Origin of the sequence: Superficieibacter sp. HKU1, from assembly GCF_029319185.1 — a bacterium.
In the GTDB taxonomy this organism is placed as follows: domain Bacteria; phylum Pseudomonadota; class Gammaproteobacteria; order Enterobacterales; family Enterobacteriaceae; genus Superficieibacter.
Genome location: NZ_CP119754.1, coordinates 4,208,055 through 4,225,712 on the forward strand (window position 1 = coordinate 4,208,055; position 17,658 = coordinate 4,225,712).

The 17,658-nt window shown below is 46.2% G+C and carries 16 protein-coding genes and 2 tRNA genes; 1 reads left to right on the forward strand and 17 read right to left on the reverse strand.

What is annotated here, in order from left to right; all coding sequences use genetic code 11:
- Window positions 1-16: 16 nt before the first annotated feature.
- From nusA to P0H77_RS20040, 3 genes are all read right to left on the reverse strand, one after another.
- Window positions 17-1,504 (reverse strand): transcription termination factor NusA, encoded by a 1,488-nt coding sequence (nusA, locus tag P0H77_RS20030; protein ID WP_276158952.1) that lies wholly within the window; start codon window positions 1,502-1,504, stop codon window positions 17-19.
- Between the two features lie 27 nt (window positions 1,505-1,531).
- The gene (gene rimP, locus P0H77_RS20035) at window positions 1,532-1,984 is read right to left on the reverse strand and encodes a ribosome maturation factor RimP (RefSeq protein ID WP_276158953.1); all 453 of its coding nucleotides are present in this window, start codon (window positions 1,982-1,984) and stop codon (window positions 1,532-1,534) included.
- A gap of 207 nt (window positions 1,985-2,191) precedes the next feature.
- Window positions 2,192-2,268: transfer RNA gene (locus tag P0H77_RS20040), tRNA-Met, on the reverse strand.
- Window positions 2,269-2,609: 341 nt separating this feature from the next.
- Here P0H77_RS20040 and argG point away from each other — a divergent pair.
- Window positions 2,610-3,953, forward strand: a complete 1,344-nt coding sequence (gene argG / locus P0H77_RS20045) for an argininosuccinate synthase (protein ID WP_276158954.1) — start codon at window positions 2,610-2,612, stop codon at window positions 3,951-3,953.
- Between the two features lie 131 nt (window positions 3,954-4,084).
- On the opposite strand, the gene P0H77_RS20050 is transcribed toward argG, so the two are convergent.
- The 14 genes from P0H77_RS20050 to P0H77_RS20115 form a co-directional block, all read right to left on the reverse strand.
- A tRNA-Leu gene (locus P0H77_RS20050) sits at window positions 4,085-4,171 on the reverse strand.
- Between the two features lie 11 nt (window positions 4,172-4,182).
- Complete coding sequence (gene secG, locus P0H77_RS20055) at window positions 4,183-4,515, reverse strand: preprotein translocase subunit SecG (protein WP_276158955.1); 333 nt, start codon at window positions 4,513-4,515, stop codon at window positions 4,183-4,185.
- Between the two features lie 210 nt (window positions 4,516-4,725).
- Window positions 4,726-5,877: a M23 family metallopeptidase gene (locus P0H77_RS20060; RefSeq protein WP_276158956.1), complete on the reverse strand. Its 1,152-nt coding sequence runs from the start codon at window positions 5,875-5,877 to the stop codon at window positions 4,726-4,728.
- Window positions 5,877-6,716 carry an A24 family peptidase gene (locus P0H77_RS20065; RefSeq protein WP_346429441.1) on the reverse strand — a complete coding sequence of 280 codons (840 nt, stop codon included), beginning with the start codon at window positions 6,714-6,716 and terminating at the stop codon, window positions 5,877-5,879. Before P0H77_RS20065 ends, P0H77_RS20060 begins: the two co-directional genes overlap by 1 nt.
- 13 nt (window positions 6,717-6,729) lie before the next feature.
- Entirely contained in the window at window positions 6,730-7,536 is an 807-nt protein-coding gene (locus P0H77_RS20070) for a hypothetical protein (RefSeq protein WP_276158958.1), read from the reverse strand.
- Entirely contained in the window at window positions 7,533-8,561 is a 1,029-nt protein-coding gene (locus P0H77_RS20075) for a type II secretion system F family protein (protein WP_276158959.1), read from the reverse strand. Before P0H77_RS20075 ends, P0H77_RS20070 begins: the two co-directional genes overlap by 4 nt.
- On the reverse strand, window positions 8,545-10,083 hold the full coding sequence (locus P0H77_RS20080; protein WP_276158960.1) for an ATPase, T2SS/T4P/T4SS family: 1,539 nt from the start codon (window positions 10,081-10,083) through the stop codon (window positions 8,545-8,547). The genes P0H77_RS20075 and P0H77_RS20080 overlap by 17 nt, the downstream gene beginning before the upstream one ends.
- On the reverse strand, window positions 10,080-10,736 hold the full coding sequence (locus P0H77_RS20085; RefSeq protein WP_276158961.1) for a hypothetical protein: 657 nt from the start codon (window positions 10,734-10,736) through the stop codon (window positions 10,080-10,082). The genes P0H77_RS20080 and P0H77_RS20085 overlap by 4 nt, the downstream gene beginning before the upstream one ends.
- Window positions 10,724-11,647, reverse strand: a complete 924-nt coding sequence (locus P0H77_RS20090; protein ID WP_276158962.1) for a hypothetical protein — start codon at window positions 11,645-11,647, stop codon at window positions 10,724-10,726. Before P0H77_RS20090 ends, P0H77_RS20085 begins: the two co-directional genes overlap by 13 nt.
- A gap of 3 nt (window positions 11,648-11,650) precedes the next feature.
- Window positions 11,651-12,193, reverse strand: coding sequence for a pilus assembly protein (locus tag P0H77_RS20095; protein WP_276158963.1), 543 nt, complete (start codon window positions 12,191-12,193; stop codon window positions 11,651-11,653).
- An 11-nt stretch (window positions 12,194-12,204) separates the two neighbouring features.
- Window positions 12,205-13,662 carry a type II and III secretion system protein gene (locus P0H77_RS20100; RefSeq protein ID WP_276158964.1) on the reverse strand — a complete coding sequence of 486 codons (1,458 nt, stop codon included), beginning with the start codon at window positions 13,660-13,662 and terminating at the stop codon, window positions 12,205-12,207.
- 12 nt (window positions 13,663-13,674) lie between these two features.
- Complete coding sequence (locus tag P0H77_RS20105; protein WP_276158965.1) at window positions 13,675-14,109, reverse strand: TcpQ domain-containing protein; 435 nt, start codon at window positions 14,107-14,109, stop codon at window positions 13,675-13,677.
- A gap of 26 nt (window positions 14,110-14,135) precedes the next feature.
- Window positions 14,136-16,034 (reverse strand): type II secretion system protein, encoded by a 1,899-nt coding sequence (locus tag P0H77_RS20110; RefSeq protein ID WP_276158966.1) that lies wholly within the window; start codon window positions 16,032-16,034, stop codon window positions 14,136-14,138.
- Window positions 16,035-16,117: 83 nt separating this feature from the next.
- On the reverse strand, window positions 16,118-16,828 hold the full coding sequence (locus P0H77_RS20115) for a type IV pilus major pilin (RefSeq protein ID WP_276158967.1): 711 nt from the start codon (window positions 16,826-16,828) through the stop codon (window positions 16,118-16,120).
- Between the last annotated feature and the right edge of the window lie 830 nt (window positions 16,829-17,658).

The window sequence follows — 17,658 nt, forward strand, 5'->3', positions numbered from 1 at the left end:
TTCCTGCTACAGTTTATTACGCTTCGTCACCGAACCAGCAAATATTACGGGCAGCCATAATCAGCTCACCGGCTTTCTCGTCGGACAGACCTTCGATATCAGCCAGATCATCAATGCCCTGATCGGCGAGATCTTCCAGCGTACAAACACCACGGGCAGCCAGTTTGAAGGCCATTGCGCGATCCAGTCCTTCCAGATTCAGCAAATCGTCAGCCGGTTTGTTATCACCAAGGCTGTCTTCCTGAGCCTGTGCCAGAGTGGCCAGTGCGGTTTTAGCACGCTCACGCAGTGCTTCAACGGTCGATTCATCAAGGCCGTCAATTTCCAGCAGTTCTTTCATTGGCACGTAGGCCAGTTCTTCCAGCGTTGAGAAGCCTTCTTCAACCAGAACGGTGGCAAACTCTTCATCAATATCGAGATGGCGGGTGAAGGTTTCAATCGCGGCGTAGGTTTCAGCCTGATGCTTCGCCTGGAGGTCATCAACGGTCATCACGTTGAGCTCCCAACCGCTCAGCTGTGAAGCCAGACGCACGTTTTGACCGTTACGGCCAATCGCCTGGGCCAGGTTACCCGCTTCAACGGCGATATCCATCGTGTGTTTGTCTTCATCGACAACGATAGAAGCCACGTCTGCCGGTGCCATGGCGTTAATCACGAACTGCGCCGGATTATCATCCCACAGCACGATATCAATACGCTCACCGCCCAGCTCGGTAGACACCGCCTGAACACGCGCACCGCGCATACCTACGCAGGCACCGACCGGATCAATACGCTTGTCGTTGGTTTTCACCGCAATTTTTGCACGTGAACCTGGATCGCGAGCTGCCGCTTTGATCTCAATAACTTCTTCGCCAATTTCTGGCACTTCAATGCGGAAAAGCTCAACCAGCATCTCTGGCTTCGAACGCGTCACGAACAGCTGAGCACCGCGCGCTTCCGGACGTACGGAGTACAGTACGCCACGAATACGGTCGCCGGGGCGGAAGTTTTCACGCGGCAGCATGTCTTCACGCATGATCACAGCTTCAGCATTGTTGCCGAGATCCAGAGAGATGTTGTCACGGTTTACTTTCTTCACCACGCCGGTGATGATTTCACCTTCATGCTCGCGGAACTGATCGACAACCATCGCGCGTTCAGCTTCACGCACTTTTTGCACGATAACCTGTTTAGCGGTCTGGGTAGTAATACGGTCAAAGGTGACAGATTCGATCTGATCTTCAACGTATTCCCCTACGTTCAGGCTTTCGTCTTCAAAACGCGCCGCTTCCAGGGTGATTTCTTTAGTCGGCTGGGTGACTTCTTCTACAATCACCCAGCGACGGAAGGTGTCAAAATCACCGCTTTTACGATCGATTTCAACGCGAACATCGATCTCTTGTTCATATTTTTTCTTTGTTGCCGTTGCCAGTGCACTCTCCAGCGCTTCGAAAATTTTCTCGCGTGGCAGCGATTTTTCGTTGGAAACGGCTTCAACAACAGCCAAAATTTCTTTATTCATCGGGGCCTTTCACCTCAATCCAGACTGTTAAAAGTGGGGAACCAGGTTCGCCTTCTGGATGTTACTCAGCGCGAACACTTCATCTTTGCCATCAACCGTAACCGTGATCATCTCACCGTCTACTGCTTTAATAACGCCCTGCCACTTACGACGGTTCTGTACCGCCATGCGCAGGACCAGCGCCACCTCTTCACCCAGGAAACGCGTATAATGCTCAGCAGTGAACATAGGACGATCGAGGCCAGGTGAGGAGACCTCCAGGTTGTAGGCCACGGTAATGGGATCTTCGACGTCCATTACGGCACTCACCTGATGGCTCACATCAGCACAATCATCAACATTGATGCCATCTTCACTATCAATATAGATGCGCAGTGTCGATGTGCGACCGCGAATAAATTCGATGCCGACCAGCTCAAAGCCCAATGCTTCAACCGGTGCTGTAATCATCTCTGTTAATTTTTGCTCTAATGTGGACAAGCCCACCCCCAAGACATAAAAAAAGGGCGTAAAGCCCAGTTATTCTGTAGTCAGATAACAAAAAACCCCGATAAATCGGGGCTTTAGATAACTGAACCCTATAGCCGCAACTGCGGCCTGGAGAACCTTCCGAAAGAATTTTTTTCAAACTCAGCTACGAAGGCCAACGTCTTCACAGACTATTTGAAAAAGAACTCTAAGGGAAAGTGGTTGCGGGGGCCGGATTTGAACCGACGACCTTCGGGTTATGAGCCCGACGAGCTACCAGGCTGCTCCACCCCGCGCCTGAAACGTGGCAAATTCTACGCGTTTTGAGTAGAAAATGCAAATAATGCTGGGATTTGGTACCGAAGACGGGACGTAAAACCGGCCTGTATTATGAGGAAAAAAGCGGTTTGTGTCAAGGCGCGCGGGCGCTTGCCGACGATCACCTTCTGACTGGCATAAAAACGCGTAGCCGGTGCATAGAGTAAGAGGATCTTTACAGGATTTTTTGCTGAAATCGTTATGAATCACTTTCGGTATGCAGTAAAAGGTGTTTAAATGAAAACTCATTTATTTTGCATAAAAATGCATTTAGCTTCAGAGATGATTTCTCCATAGTCTACCAGGCAGGGTTTATTTTATGACGACGATTCTCAAACATCTTCCGGCAGGTCAACGTATTGGTATCGCTTTTTCTGGCGGTCTGGACACCAGCGCAGCGCTGCTGTGGATGCGACAAAAAGGGGCGGTCCCCTATGCCTATACGGCAAACCTGGGCCAGCCGGACGAAGAGGATTATGATGCCATTCCTCGCCGCGCGAAAGAATATGGCGCAGAAAACGCTCGCCTGATCGACTGCCGTAAACAGCTGGTTGCCGAAGGTATCGCTGCCATTCAATGCGGCGCGTTTCATAATACCACCGGCGGCCTGACCTATTTCAACACCACCCCGCTGGGCCGGGCCGTCACGGGCACTATGCTGGTTGCGGCAATGAAAGAAGATGGCGTAAATATCTGGGGCGACGGCAGTACCTATAAAGGTAACGATATCGAACGTTTTTACCGTTATGGCCTGCTGACCAATGCTGAACTAAAAATCTATAAGCCGTGGCTGGATACCGACTTCATTGATGAGCTGGGCGGACGTCAGGAGATGTCTGAATTCATGATCGCCTGCGGCTTTGACTACAAAATGTCAGTCGAAAAAGCCTATTCCACCGACTCTAATATGCTGGGTGCGACGCACGAAGCGAAAGACCTTGAATTCCTCAACTCCAGCGTGAAAATCGTTAACCCCATCATGGGTGTGAAGTTCTGGGATGAGAACGTCAAAATTCCGGCGGAAGAAGTGACGGTACGCTTCGAACACGGTCATCCGGTGGCGCTGAACGGCAAAACCTTCGCTGACGATGTTGAACTAATGATGGAAGCAAACCGCATTGGCGGTCGTCACGGTCTGGGCATGAGCGATCAGATTGAAAACCGCATCATTGAAGCGAAAAGCCGTGGTATCTATGAAGCGCCGGGGATGGCGCTACTGCATATCGCCTATGAGCGTCTGCTGACCGGTATTCATAATGAAGATACCATCGAGCAATATCATGCGCACGGTCGCCAGCTGGGTCGTCTGCTGTATCAGGGCCGCTGGTTCGACTCCCAGGCGTTAATGCTGCGTGATGCCCTGCAACGCTGGGTCGCCAGCCAGATCACCGGCGAAGTAACCCTGGAACTGCGTCGCGGTAATGACTACTCCATCCTCAATACGGTTTCGGACAATCTGACCTATAAAGCAGAACGTCTGACTATGGAAAAAGGTGATTCTGTCTTCTCGCCTGACGATCGTATTGGTCAGCTGACCATGCGTAATCTGGACATCACCGATACCCGTGAGAAGCTGTTTGGCTATGCCCAGTCCGGACTGCTCTCGGCGTCGTCTACCAGCGGCGTACCGCAGGTGGAGAATCTGGAGAATAAAGGGAAGTAACCGGAATCTATCTGAAAGGCCGCGCAAGCGGCCTTTTTTATGGTTGCCTGAATACCTTATCTGACGACTACGGTCACTCCAAAATACAGACGAAAAAAAAGACGCTTTTCAGCGTCTTTCTTTCGGAATATTGGTACCGAGGACGGGACTTGAACCCGTAAGCCCTATTGGGCACTACCACCTCAAGGTAGCGTGTCTACCAATTCCACCACCTCGGCACGATGACTGCTTACTGCGGGATATCGCTGGTCGGCTGAGCCGGAGCTGCTGGCTGAGTTTGCTCGGTTTTCGCCGGCGCATTCAGGTTTTCCCACTCGCTTCCTTTATTGGCCTTGTTACTATTGATATTACCAAGCACCAGGCTAAGGATGAAGAACAACGTTGCCAGCACAGCCGTCATACGGGTCATGAAGTTACCAGAACCACTTGAACCAAACAGCGTACCGGAAGCGCCAGCTCCAAAGGAGGCTCCCATATCAGCGCCTTTACCCTGCTGCAGCATAACCAGACCCACCAGGCCGATTGCTACAAGAAGGAAAACTACCAAAAGAGCTTCGTACATAATTAACCTGTTCCTTGCGGAGTTGCCGCATACCAATTGCTTCGACCAATATCGCGGGAGGCTTTACGCTTTCCCACTGAAGCGGGTGTGAATACTAACCAAAGCGAATGACCTTCGCAAGGGCAATTTCAACGCATTGTATCGAATGCGGAAAAAAACAGCAAAGCGGAGTTAAATCGACCAAAAACAAGGTTATAAAGCCCACCGGCCTTAGTGTCCTTCATCTGCCACTGGCGGTTGTACCTTCAGTAGCTTGTATTTGCCAAATTTTTTAACAATCCGCCACTTCCCCTCATCGGTTTCAATCATCTCTTGAGGATTGTACATCGACACGGTCTTGCCAATGCGGACGCCAATTTGTAGATCGCTGCCTTCTCCTGACACTACCGCTATTTTGGGCGTCATATCGATAGGCTCAGGTGCGGTAACAGGCGCTGGCGCTGAAACCGGTGAAGATGACTGACGTTGTTCGAATAACACCGTCATAGGATCCAGCAACCGATCGTTATGACTGATCTCCAGATGCAGATGCGGGCCATTTGTTCGCCCTGTATTCCCGGAAAGTCCGATCACGTTGCCTTTTTTGACGTACTGATTTTTGAAAACCTTTAGCTGATTTAAGTGCAGGTATCGGCTGCTCCAGCCGTCTGCGTGGCGAATGGTAATATAGAAGCCGGTTACGGGACCGTAACTTGCTTCTACTACCTGCCCATCAGCGATGGACATAACTTCGCTATTGTTAGCGGCGCGGAAATCGGTCCCTTCATGACGCATGAACGAATGAATAACGGGATGATAACGAAGCCCGTAAGGCGATGTTACGTTCAACGGCGTTGTTAACGGAAAAATGAAGCGGCCGGATTGCGCCTGCTGGCTTAATAACGGCTTCCAGACGGGCGGCGGCGCGCTCATCGTCGGAATCGTCGCGTTCATGACGCTGAAAACACTGCTTCCCACGTCTTCATCACTGGGGCCGACGGTCAGGTCTTGATTGTTTACCGGGGACTCTGCCTGTGCGATGGCGTCTGCATCTTCCTCGGTTGCCTCCGCCGTAACGCTCTCTTTGGTTACAAAGAGCCGTGCAGCGTCAAAGGATGGCTCATCTTCATCTAAAACAGGTATCAGAGAGTGAGGCATCCTGAAAGCGGCCTGATAGTCGGCCAGCGTGGCGAGTGTGATCTCTGTAGCGTCGCGATGACATGTAACGGAATCAGGCGGTGGCAGTATGCCAAGCCCCGTGCGAAAAGTATCCGCTTTTTTCGCGTGCATCAGTGCCGCATAAGTGGAGTAATAACATTCAGGCTCAATGCGATAAACAGGATTTGCGGTCAGCAGCGCACCAGATAAAAGTAAAAAGGACATTAACGCAGCACCTCCATGTGCATAATAAGGAATGCAGTTATTGCGATCGCCGGACCGAAAGGCAAATAGCGTTCGCCCTCGGCTGGTTGGTGAACGCTATTCCTTTGCATCAGCAGGCGAAGAATAAAGAATATCACTCCCAGCACGGCTGAACCTAGCATCAAATGTCCGACATAATCATTGCCCACCCAGACCGCGCAGGCGGCAAATAATTTCACGTCGCCGTAGCCAAAGCCTTCACGGTGGGTGATCCAGGTGTAGCCTTTCGCCATCAGCCATGTAAATCCCCAGATGAACACGGCGCCGATAACGCTATCGCGCGGCGAAACGGGAATGATGTTTCTTACCGAGGCGATTAACCCTGCCCACAGCAGTAAAAAAACCAGACTGTCAGGCAGTAAAAAGGTTTTCAGATCGATCATCGCCAGCGTGTAAAGCAGACTACCGAAAAGCGCCAGAAATGCCAACTGCGCCAGACTATGCTCAGGATAGTACAGAAACACTAATAAAAAATAGCCGATGCCGATCAGCGCTTCACTTAACGGATACTGAAAAGGAATAGCACAATGACAGTGCCGACACCGGCCCCGGAGAAAAATCCAGCTCAATACCGGGATATTATCCCAGGGTTTAATATTAGTCCTGCATACCGGGCAATGCGAAGATGGCCACCAGAGATTGACATTGGGTAGGGTCTTCAACGCATTATCATCAGCCGATTCGCGTAATAGCATAATGGGCAGCCGATAAATAACCACATTTAAGAAACTACCTATCAGCAACCCTAGCCCCAATGCCAGCCAAGGATAATAGGGTGAAAAAAACGCCTCCATGCGCATCTTATTTATCCCCTTATAAACAACCGGCAGGAATACGTTTTTGTTGTTCCGCGGTCAGTGGATCAATATGTGCCTTAGGCGTAATTCCCTGAAGTGCGAGGGCTTTGTCTGTACGCTGGAACCAGACCTGAATATCGGATGTTTTTACAGGATCAAACAGGTCAGGAAGACTTATAAAAGACTGATTCTTGGCTGTAGACTTCTGGTCGACTTTTTTTAACTGACTCTTCCCATTACCCGATGGACGGTATTCAAAAGAAATAGGTTCAACGAACCCCTTATGAACTCCCACACCACCTTGATAGGGGTTGAATACCTCAATACGTAGCATCTTTAATTTACGAACTGGCAAATATATCCAGTACAATCTACCATCACCCCAAGGTTGTCCTGATTCGACTTTCAATTTGTCACCAAACTCCTGAAGAAGCGTTTTATACGCGGAGATACCGCCCCCCACATATCCAATTCCTGGAGTGACACACTCCGTATCACCGATACAAAAAGGCGTATCGGTCCCTACCGCAACGCCTGCGGGCCAGCCATCCTGCCCATAAGGGGTCGTAAAAAAATCATAATACTCATCAATACCGGTTACACCATCATCCGCAACCCACATGACATTGAATTGATATTCCGCAGGTTCATCATTAGGTTGTTGAATAGTAATAGGTAATAGCATATTCCAAAAACTACAGGCGCCTGCTCCTCCACCAAAGCCATAGGTAGCACTTGTTGCCAACGAACCTGAGGACGTCAATAATGCCGCTGTAACAGCCAGCGCCCTGGTTGTTTTTACACAGAATGTTCTGACCATCATCTTCCTGCCGTTTTCGACAATGTGTCCATGAGTGCAAAGAGGGCAATAAACACCCAAATAACGCACCCCCCCAGAACTATCGTAGCGAGGTTCTTTAATAACCCAGAGAGTTTTTTAATATATTCCTGTATGCGTTCCCGTGAACGTTCCGATACGGAACGCAGCACATCATTAAAAGAGGGCAATTCTGCATACAGACTGATATTTAATAACTCTTCGACCCCCAGCAGACCTGACGCCAATGCTTTACTGTAATGGATACCTTTTGCCATATTGTCGATCATTACATCCAGATGCCAGCGCAACCAGCGATTAGCATTAAGACTTATGATAGCTAATGCATCGGTAAGGGGGATATTATTACTCAGCATTAACGATAAATTATTAAGAAATATTGAAGAGGTAAGCTGCCGATAGGTGGAAAATGGCAAAATCTTATCAACAACTTTATTCCTGACAGGCCCACTAAAATTCGCCATAATGATTTTAACGGCAAATACAGTTACCACAAAACCAATCAAAATCTTTAACCACAGGCCCTGGTATAATGCAGTACCAAAACTATACAAATTTCGCGTCACGGCAGGCCAGGTTTCTACGGGTACAACAGAAGCAAATGCCGGGAAAACTTTCTGCGAGTATCCAGCAATGACCACCAGCGACAGGGAAATCATGATTAACGGAAAAACCATTGCGCCGATAATTTTTTTGCGTAATTCATCATTATAGTGAATAACTGCAACCAGCGTTAAAAAACCATCGGCCAGACTACCACTTTTTTCAGCCGCAGTAATAACGCTCAATTCCGAATTAGGTACGACACCGGAAAAAACCGATGAAACAGAGGTTTCCTGTTTCATCTTCATGAGAATACCTGCCAGCTTATTACTGAAACCTTTTCCCAGTAAAGGACGGCCTTCCTGCTGCAATTTTTGCAAAGAGTCAAAAAGCGGCAAACCAGCTTTAACCATATCAGCGCAAAACTGGTATATATAGATACGCTGTTTTTTACCGAATTTTCTCAACGAGCACCTCCAGATCCTCTTCCGCTAATGTTCCGAACTCCATGGCGTACCAGTTGGCGTCAACACGCCCTTTCAGGACATGCGCCATTACTTTTTCACGGATTTCAAACCCTTCCGCCAGGCCTTTCGCTGCCTGCCGTTTATTGCGCCACAGCGTATAGGTGTTCAACCATTCCTGTTTTGCAATAGCAGCCAGTTCCTCATAGGTCGGCAGGAAGTATTCCATTGCCAGTTGTCTGCCTTTAATTCCGCTGTTCTTGCACTCGTGACATCCTTTATCACCTGCGGTATAGAGCGTAAATACTCTCCCCGCAATGGTGCGTTTTTCCATCTCGACCTTACAGTTATCACACAGTACAGGCACAAGTTTCTGACATTGCAGACCTGCGATAAAGCCCGGCGTGGAAAGTTTGTCACTACCAATCCCTAATGCCGACATACGCTGTAACAATGAGACAATGTTTCCGGCGTGTACCGTAGTGAAACAGTAGTGTCCGCTCTCAACCGCGCCAGCAAGCGCATTAGCCGAAATATTGTCACGGATTTCCCCCACCATCAGTACATCAGGGTCACGGCGTAATGCTGATTTAATCGCGGCATGGAACCCGCCCCCCTCAACACTGACGACCGAACTCTGTTTAGCGCCATAAATCTGATATTCAACCGGATCTTCTACCGTCAAAAAGCAGCCGCGATCGTCATAACGATTTATCTGCAACCATTCCATCAGGTTTTTCAGCGTCGTGGATTTACCAGAGCCTGTGGTTCCGGCAATAACATAGGCACCATAAGGGTTAGAAAGGATCTTCTTGAGATCTTCAATTTCTTCAGCAGAAATGCCTATCTTATCCAGAGAACCAATATTCCCCTTTTGCAGACCCGATGGAATGATACGCAATACGGCATGATAACAATCCGGCGTTTCGCCAAAGATCGGGAAGTGCGCATAGCGAAAACGGTAAGGTCTACCGCTCAGGCTATAAAGTATATTGGCGCTTTGTGGTATCGCCCGGTTCCAGGTGGTATCACGCGTTGTCGCTTCTACGTTATATAATACGAAAACCAATTCATCGCATAACTGAGATTTTATTTGCATAAAGGGCATCAGCACGCCGTTAATGCGTGCTTCAAACTGCGCCAGCACATCATTTCGGGTGATGTGCAGGTCGCTTGCGCCCATGCTGACTGCTCGCTGTAAGATGGCGGCCAGTTGTTTTTGCGTATCCGTGATATCAATGTTTTTATTCGCTTCATCGAGTTGCTTTAGCGAAACATGCTCAATCACACGATAAAAATCATCTTCCTGCACCAGCGCCAGGCCAATGACCCGCCGCTTGTGTTGAGAAATCAGCCTTGCTATCTGAATCTGATACGTAAAAAGATCGCCGATCTGAATATGAGAAATTAACAAATACTCAGCGTCTTCAGTCATGGCCGTAAAGCCAACGCCCTCAAATTCGATATACGTCCATTTGTCATTTAACAGTTCATCGGACGAAATGCGTACAAAATTCAGGCTCACTGCGTAGCGCCTTCAACAAGCGTGACCGTTCTCTTGTCACTCGCGAGTTTGAATTTATTTTCTCCCATAGAGAAGATTTCGCCGGTTCGAACATAACGCAACGTTTTGCCGTCCGTAACGGCGACACGCCGGGAACCCCCAATTTCAGCCTCAAGCACGACACGCGGCATATCGATAACCTTTGGTTCTGCCTTTGCGGTCGTCTCACTGGGCTGCGTCTGAACAGGCTGTGGACGCACCTTATCTTCGCCACGTAGTTTGCGAAGTTCACTGCGCATCTTTTCCAGTTCGACTTCATTCGCCAGCCGCCGGCGCGCCTGCTCAAACGTAAAGTCATCTTCGACAATCGATGCAAGGCGATCCTGAACAAACAGGCTGTTAATATCTTCTACGTCACTCTCAGCCGGCATAACCGTGCCAGATGCAGATGGCTTGTCTTTTGATGCTGTAGCGACAACTGGCGCCGTTTTATCTACAGCCTTAGCTGAGCCTGCGGCACTATCAGCGGATGCGGAACGATTTCCAGCCGCATCCGTTTTAGCCTGGCTATCAGAGACAGGCGCCTGCGGCAGGTTCGTTGTCGGCGCAGCATTAGCCGTCTCTATGACAAGTGAAAATACACTCGTTAACATCACTAACTTTAGGATTTGCATACCAGACCTCCTGAAACCTTAATTCCTTTATCTGTCGATTCAATCCGTTTAATAAGAAAAGCATCACGGTATGCCTGCTTCAACAGCAATTTCTGCATATCTACTATGATTCCGTGAACCTCGCCCCCCGAGCTGGAGACTTCAAGCTCCCATTTACCGGTCATTAATCCATAAGGTTTGACTTTGCCAGTTAGCTGAGACTCAAGGGCGATGACTGAACTTTTAGGCATCCCCTTGATCACAAATTCACCTGTTTTTCCTTTACTTTCTCTATTTCCTGTACGACCACCCTGTGTACTTTTAACAAATGAGTTATAAGTTAAAATATATGAAACAACATCTTTACAGGGGCGCAAATTTAATGCTTTCTTATTTTTATAAGGCTTTTGCAAAGGGTTGACGTTGAGTTTTGAAACGACATTCTTAAACTCAAAATCATTTTTATTCTTACTATTTTTCTTGTTCGCCGGTACAGAAGGCATGTATGTTTTATCCCAGAATATTTTCTGTGGCAACACAAGCACTTGCCCCTTATCAAACTGATAACCAAAAGAGCAGTTTTTAGTATCGCATTTAAACCGTTGATACTTCAGATTGAGGACCTCTAAACGTTGAGCACTCTCCAGCACCTCGGTCAAAAATTTAATGGTCTGATCAATGCTTGCGCCTTCCAGTGAAGTTGTATAGAACTTGTTAACTGATGCAATATCATCCTGCAACTTTTGTGCTGCCTGGCGCTTACGCGCAAGCATCTCTTCACGTGCCTTTTCCGCTGGCAGCATCACGAAATAATACCAACCGCCCGCGCCAGCAGCGCCTATTAATAATAAAGAAATGATAATAATAAGCCAGGTTTTACGTCCTGACACGCCATTACCTCTACGTTTCCAGAAATAGAGATTTTCCAGCATAAGTTATCCTGCCACAATAAAATGAAGCACCAGTGCCAACAGGAGCAAAAGCACAATGCCCCCCAGGAAAATAGAAGCTATAATAAAACGACGACGTCGTTTCATGGCCAACTGCCGGGCAACACAGCGTTCAACTATGGTGTTGATCTGCACTTCTTCCAGGGGCGTTACTTCAAGGTGCTCATAACCCGTCTGATGTTTCATTAGCTCGTCAAAAAGCACCTTACTAATAAAACAATCAGTTCCGCTAATAATCCTGCCTTCGTTAATTATCAGGAAGTAAGTGGAGCAACTGTCTTCATGAAAGAAATAAATTCCGTCACCGTACAGCTCCTTGACATAAAGTGCAAATGGCTCGTACAGGGTCGACACTTTAGTACTGTAACCCAGTGCAGGCATACCCGCAGCATCAGAGTAGGTCAAACGACGGTTAGCTTTCATCATTCCGCGAAATGAAGCCTGCTCAGCAGGCTGCAAATAACTTAAACTTTCCGGCTCCCAGTAAAGTCCAGTTAATATATTATTTTTCAACAGAATGTTATTCATAATAAAACCATTTAATTATCAATAGATGTAATGGGTTGACGATAATAATCCACACCGACTACCATCAGTACCGTAGCAGATCCTTCATTGTTTCCATCCTCAGCCCCTAATATCTGGTACTGTACGCTATCTTTTGATTCTTTTATTTCAAACTTGCCCACCACCAACAGATCACCGGGTTTAATAATTGAGGAGTTAAAGGATTCTGTCGTACTCACATTAGGCAACTGCACATCATCGTACTCATTAATGGAATTGAGGAAGCGTTTTGTAAATCCACTCACGACTTCAATTCGACCATCAGAAAGCACACGCGGTGTAATGATAAAGCTTGTGCCGGTCACGATTTCAGAAGTTTCAACATCCACATTTACTTCACCATTCTCATCAGTAGTACGAGTCCGGCTTGACACATAAAATTGTGACTGGGTCATATTCACGGGAACAGCCATATTATTCCGGGTGATAAACGACCCGCTTTGCAATGACTCACTGCCGGTAAGCTTGTAAAGGGCATCCAGTCCTGCGCTGATGTCTACATGACTATTTTTCCACCCGGCAGAAAGCCCACCAGCCAGATTATCAAATATACTACTACTAATGTTAATCGTGTTATGGGCGTCAGCAAAGGAGAAATCCAGGCCGCCGCCTAAATTCTTCTCTTTTGTTTTATCAAGAATATAGATACGGTAAGTAACAATAAACTGACGAGTGTTATCTGCTTTGTATTTATCCAGCGCTCTACTCAATGCCTCATATTCTGATGGGCGGGAATTTACCATCAAAATTGCGGAATCTTTGAATAAATTATAGTTGCCGGAGGTTACATAGTTTTCGGCCATGTCTTCAACATCATCCCAGAACGAGGATTCAAACTTCGTTTCAGATTTACCTGTTAACCCCCCGCTGGACGTTGCTTCGTTACCAGAAAGGTCAAGCGTCGTTTCTGATTTGTTATTCTCACCATAAAAATCCAGGCGAATAACATAAGTTTCGTAAACGTTAATTTTCAGAACGTTATTATTATCCAGGGTTGTACTGACATCATAAAGTGAGCTAATATAACTCATAAAATCTTCAAAGGTGCCGTCAAACTGAACGGAACGCGGAATATCCCATGCGTTATCGTTTGCTGCCGATTTACCACCGATGGCCGAAGCATTTATACGGAAACTAATCCCGGTTTGCGCGGATACGGCTTCCATAATCGTGGATAACGAGGAGGGTTCATATGAAGCGATTTTCACATGCTTACTCATGATTTTTTGCTGCTCGACGCTATACTGAACTTTTTTGCCAAGAAATGCAGAATCATACTTTATATAAGGTTTTATCTTAGCTGAGTCCGAAGTGATGGCATCATTGTTCTGCTGCGCTACTTTTTTATCAATATCATACTTTTTATTAAAATCGCTTACGCATCCCTGCGCCAGAAACGCCAGCAATAACATACTTGTTTTAAGTTTCATGAGTTTGTCCACTTACATTTCATCAACAACGATTACGCGATTTTTTTCGTACTTTTTCACGACTAAGCCATAATTTTCGGAGAAAAAGAGATCACCCAGTGCCTGTAATATTTCGTCATCCGTTTTCCCGGCTATGCTTATCGTATTGTAAATAAGATAATCTTTTTTACTATTCCAAAAAAGTTTATAGCCATTGCCCGCAACCCAATTTTTTACTTCCTGACTTAGCAACTGGTTTTCATGCAATATCAGGCCTTTGGCATATGGAGCAGGGGTAGGGGCAGGCGAAGAAGTATAACTGCCGCTAAAGGGATTTACGGGTGTTGACGATACAGCCGGTTGCGATGAGGACGGCGTAATCTGAGCGCTGGCAAAAACGGCACCGCTTAAGGAACCCGTGACCGCCATCAGGCAAACATATAATAGACAATATTTTTTTATCATCATTTTTCCATCCTTTAAACAAAACATCCCTATTTATATTGGTAAGTATCTAATAAATCCGCTGGCGAGCCAGGTTGTGGAATAGAGCTACACCACCTTGAAATGGTATACCCAACGGTCGGCGGGTTAACGAGTGTCACTCCACTACCCGTATTGCCGTCATAGAACCCAACAGAAGCACTAATGATCCAGAGATATTTCGTATCTTCATAAATGACATGTTCAGCCGTATTGATACCATTTGAACCAGGACGATAGGTCTCATTATTCAATGTAAATTCAATCTGGGTTGCAACGCCACCAAGCTGGCCCACAATGTGTGAGTTATCAAGTTTGTTACGTGTCTGAGAGGGATCATCTGATAAAGTGCCACCGTTAAGGCCATAAGTCGCAATCGACGATACCGAAGCACTCAGACGTGGATATAGTTTTCGAACCACTTCCACTTTTTTAGGATTTCCCTCCCCGTCAAGCATGACGTCTCCATTTTCGTCCCTCAATGTGACAAATTGCTTCACTTGCGGGCAGCTCTGCACTGGAATTCGAATCGCGCCAAAATCATTATCTGTCTGAGCCAGCTTATCGTCATACGAGGGAACGTAATCCTTATCGTTTGTTACGTCCCTTCCTCCCTCTCTGAAAGCATGATATTCGCTTGTAGCAGGCGTTAATAATTCAAATGCGTCATAGGTTCTGGTGGTATAGTATTCGTAATTGGTATGATAAGGATCATCTGGTACGGTATCTTTAGCACTATCATCATCCATAACGAAATCACCTTCATAGGTTTTACCGTCTTTATCGGTATAGGTATAACGCTGTGGATTACCGTCTTTATCTAGTTCAAAATCGCTGCCGTATCCGGTACGTTTAAATACATAAACCCGCCGTGACGTATTTTCCATGACAACATTGGCTTTAAGGGTCCCTGTCATCTCATTATTATTAGTGTTGTTTTTATCCGTCATGTCCAGCGAGAGTATCGCATCTTCACCGTGTTCGCCTTGCCCTTCATCTTTGTTATAGCAAAGCTTAACGTCGCCGGAATCCCAGCAGGCTACACCGCCACCACCACCGCCGCCACCGCCGCCATTGGTGTTATCATTTAAATCGAATGTAAAACGTACACCAAATTCGCCGCTGGTGTATTGCGTTACTGCATCCATATTATTGGCCACGGAGTTCAGCTCAACTGGCGTTTTATTGTCTTTTTTCTTAACCACAAGCTTCCAGTTGTCTGTCGTCGCGTTGCGATGAACAACAATAGCATGAGTTGCACTTATATTTGACGAGGCCAGTGCATCAGAAAAATTCGGAGCAAAATCCGCAAACTGATAATCACCATTTTTCTCTTCTTTCTTAAATTTAACAATAACGTCAATACGGTTAACATCTCTGTCATGCTCGGCACTTGTTCCACCAGCAAAACCTATCCGCTCAATAACAGCCGAAGAGTGAGTCGCTTTACTGGACATAAAACAAGGAAGATATTCTTTATCAAAGGCATACTCAGATTTTAAGGTGGTGTTACATTTGCTGCTTAAAAAGTAATAACGTTGTTGTTTAGATTTACTATTTTCTTCACCCCATAAAAAATAGTCATTCACACTACCGGTATCAACAGTATTGATTTCATTCGTTATACGCCAGGCATATGCGGGGTCTACTGAACTTGAATCATCATAGAGAGGATTCGTTATATCCTCATCTTTAGGTTGAGAACCTTTTACAAGCGCAATTTTGTCCTCTCGGGCAAAATTAATAACTCCCTTCATCTCCGCAACTAATGCATTAGCCACGTTCTGTCGGGCAGTGCTTACTGCTTTTTTACGTGCGTAGTAGGTATAGCTCACCAAAATGCCGCCAATAATGGCAAGCACAATGATGATCTCGAGTAAACTGAAACCAGAATCCTTTCTACTGCGCATTTTCAAGGCCTTTAAAATGATTCATAAAGCCCCCGTGACTAAAGGGGGCTGTTTAATGGACTTAGCAACTAATTAATCTAAAATTACTTACTACCGAAGATAACGCCGTTCTCTGCGCCAGCAGCATCACAGATACCATCTGTTGTAATTTCAGCAGCGGTGATCTCTCCTGAAGTCAACGTTTTCAGAATCACAGTGCCCTTATCCGCGCTCAAGTTTCTACCATCAATAGTAGCGACATCTTTGCCTGCAGGAGCACCGCCTTTCAGAGCCTCAACATAATCCCACTGGTTGCCCATTTGAGAGATCAGGTTACGGCATTCTTCAGTCTCCAGACCGTTAACAACCAGCACAAACCCTTTATTCTGAGATGCAGAAGGGTCCAGTTTCGCGTTGCCTAACTGGAATGCATCGTTAGAAATACCGTTGAAGGATTCGTCCGGGGAAATTTTACCCAGTTTAACCAGAGTAACGATTGGTGCTTTAGAAGAGGAGGCTGCGATATTTGACTTGGTCAGTTTCTCAATAGTATCTGATTCCGGGTAGCTGCCTTCATCTTTAAACGCTTCAACCATTGAGGTACGGATGCTGTTGGCATTATTCTGGATGTCAGACAGATCCTGCGCGGTAAACGCACGCTGCGCCAGAATAACCACACCTGCTGCAATAATACCGATAATCCCCAGAACGATGATGATTTCCAGCAGGGTGACACCGCGCTGTTTTTTCATCTCTTGTAATTTTGCCGCTTTGCGGTTCATTTTACTCTTCAAGTTCCAAACTAAAGTGTTCATTCTTTTTTCCTTAAAAATATACGCCGGGTAACTTCCCGGAGGGCATAAGTTTAGGTAGTTAAGAAACACTTTGAAAGATTGCACAGTTTTTTTAGGAATAAATTTATATTCGCTTAACGGATGTTATTTATAGCATAATATTGAAACAAATATCGTGATTTTAATTTAATATGTAATTAAGCACAGCTAACACGTCAAAGCATTTGCGATATGAATTATATAAAAAAATAAAAGATGCATTTTTATTTATTAAAAATCATTACACCCAGCGGATACCTGCCATAGTGAGGATGGGAGAACGGTTATTTTTTAATGCATTAATTTTCATGCAGTTACCATTCGGACAACGCTGAGGAAATGCAGCGGGCGAGGTGTGACGACCCGCTATTACGATCCTTAAAAATTAAGACACCATACCATTATGAGAGAGGGTAATTCCGTACAACCAGGCAATAACCCTCATTAGAAAAGGTAATAAAACTGTAAAAATTAGTTTAATGAAACCACATTGAAGAAGCAGAAACCATAGCAAAAAAATTCATTTTAAAAATAGTATTCATGTTTTCTATTGAAAAAAAATCCATGCACAGCATGGACTCTTGAGGTTGACAACAAACTTTTTTTGCTATTGTATTTGCCGGGTGGCGGCTTCGCTTTACCCAGCCTACCGCACAATATCAATGTGTTAGTGCAAATCCAGGCCGGTGCAAGCGCAGCGCCGCCGACGTGATCCCACGGTATAACGTTTGTCAACAGTCTCAAGCGTCCATGCACAGCATGGATGCTTATAAATACTCATCGAATGCAATAAATGCGTATTGACATTAATG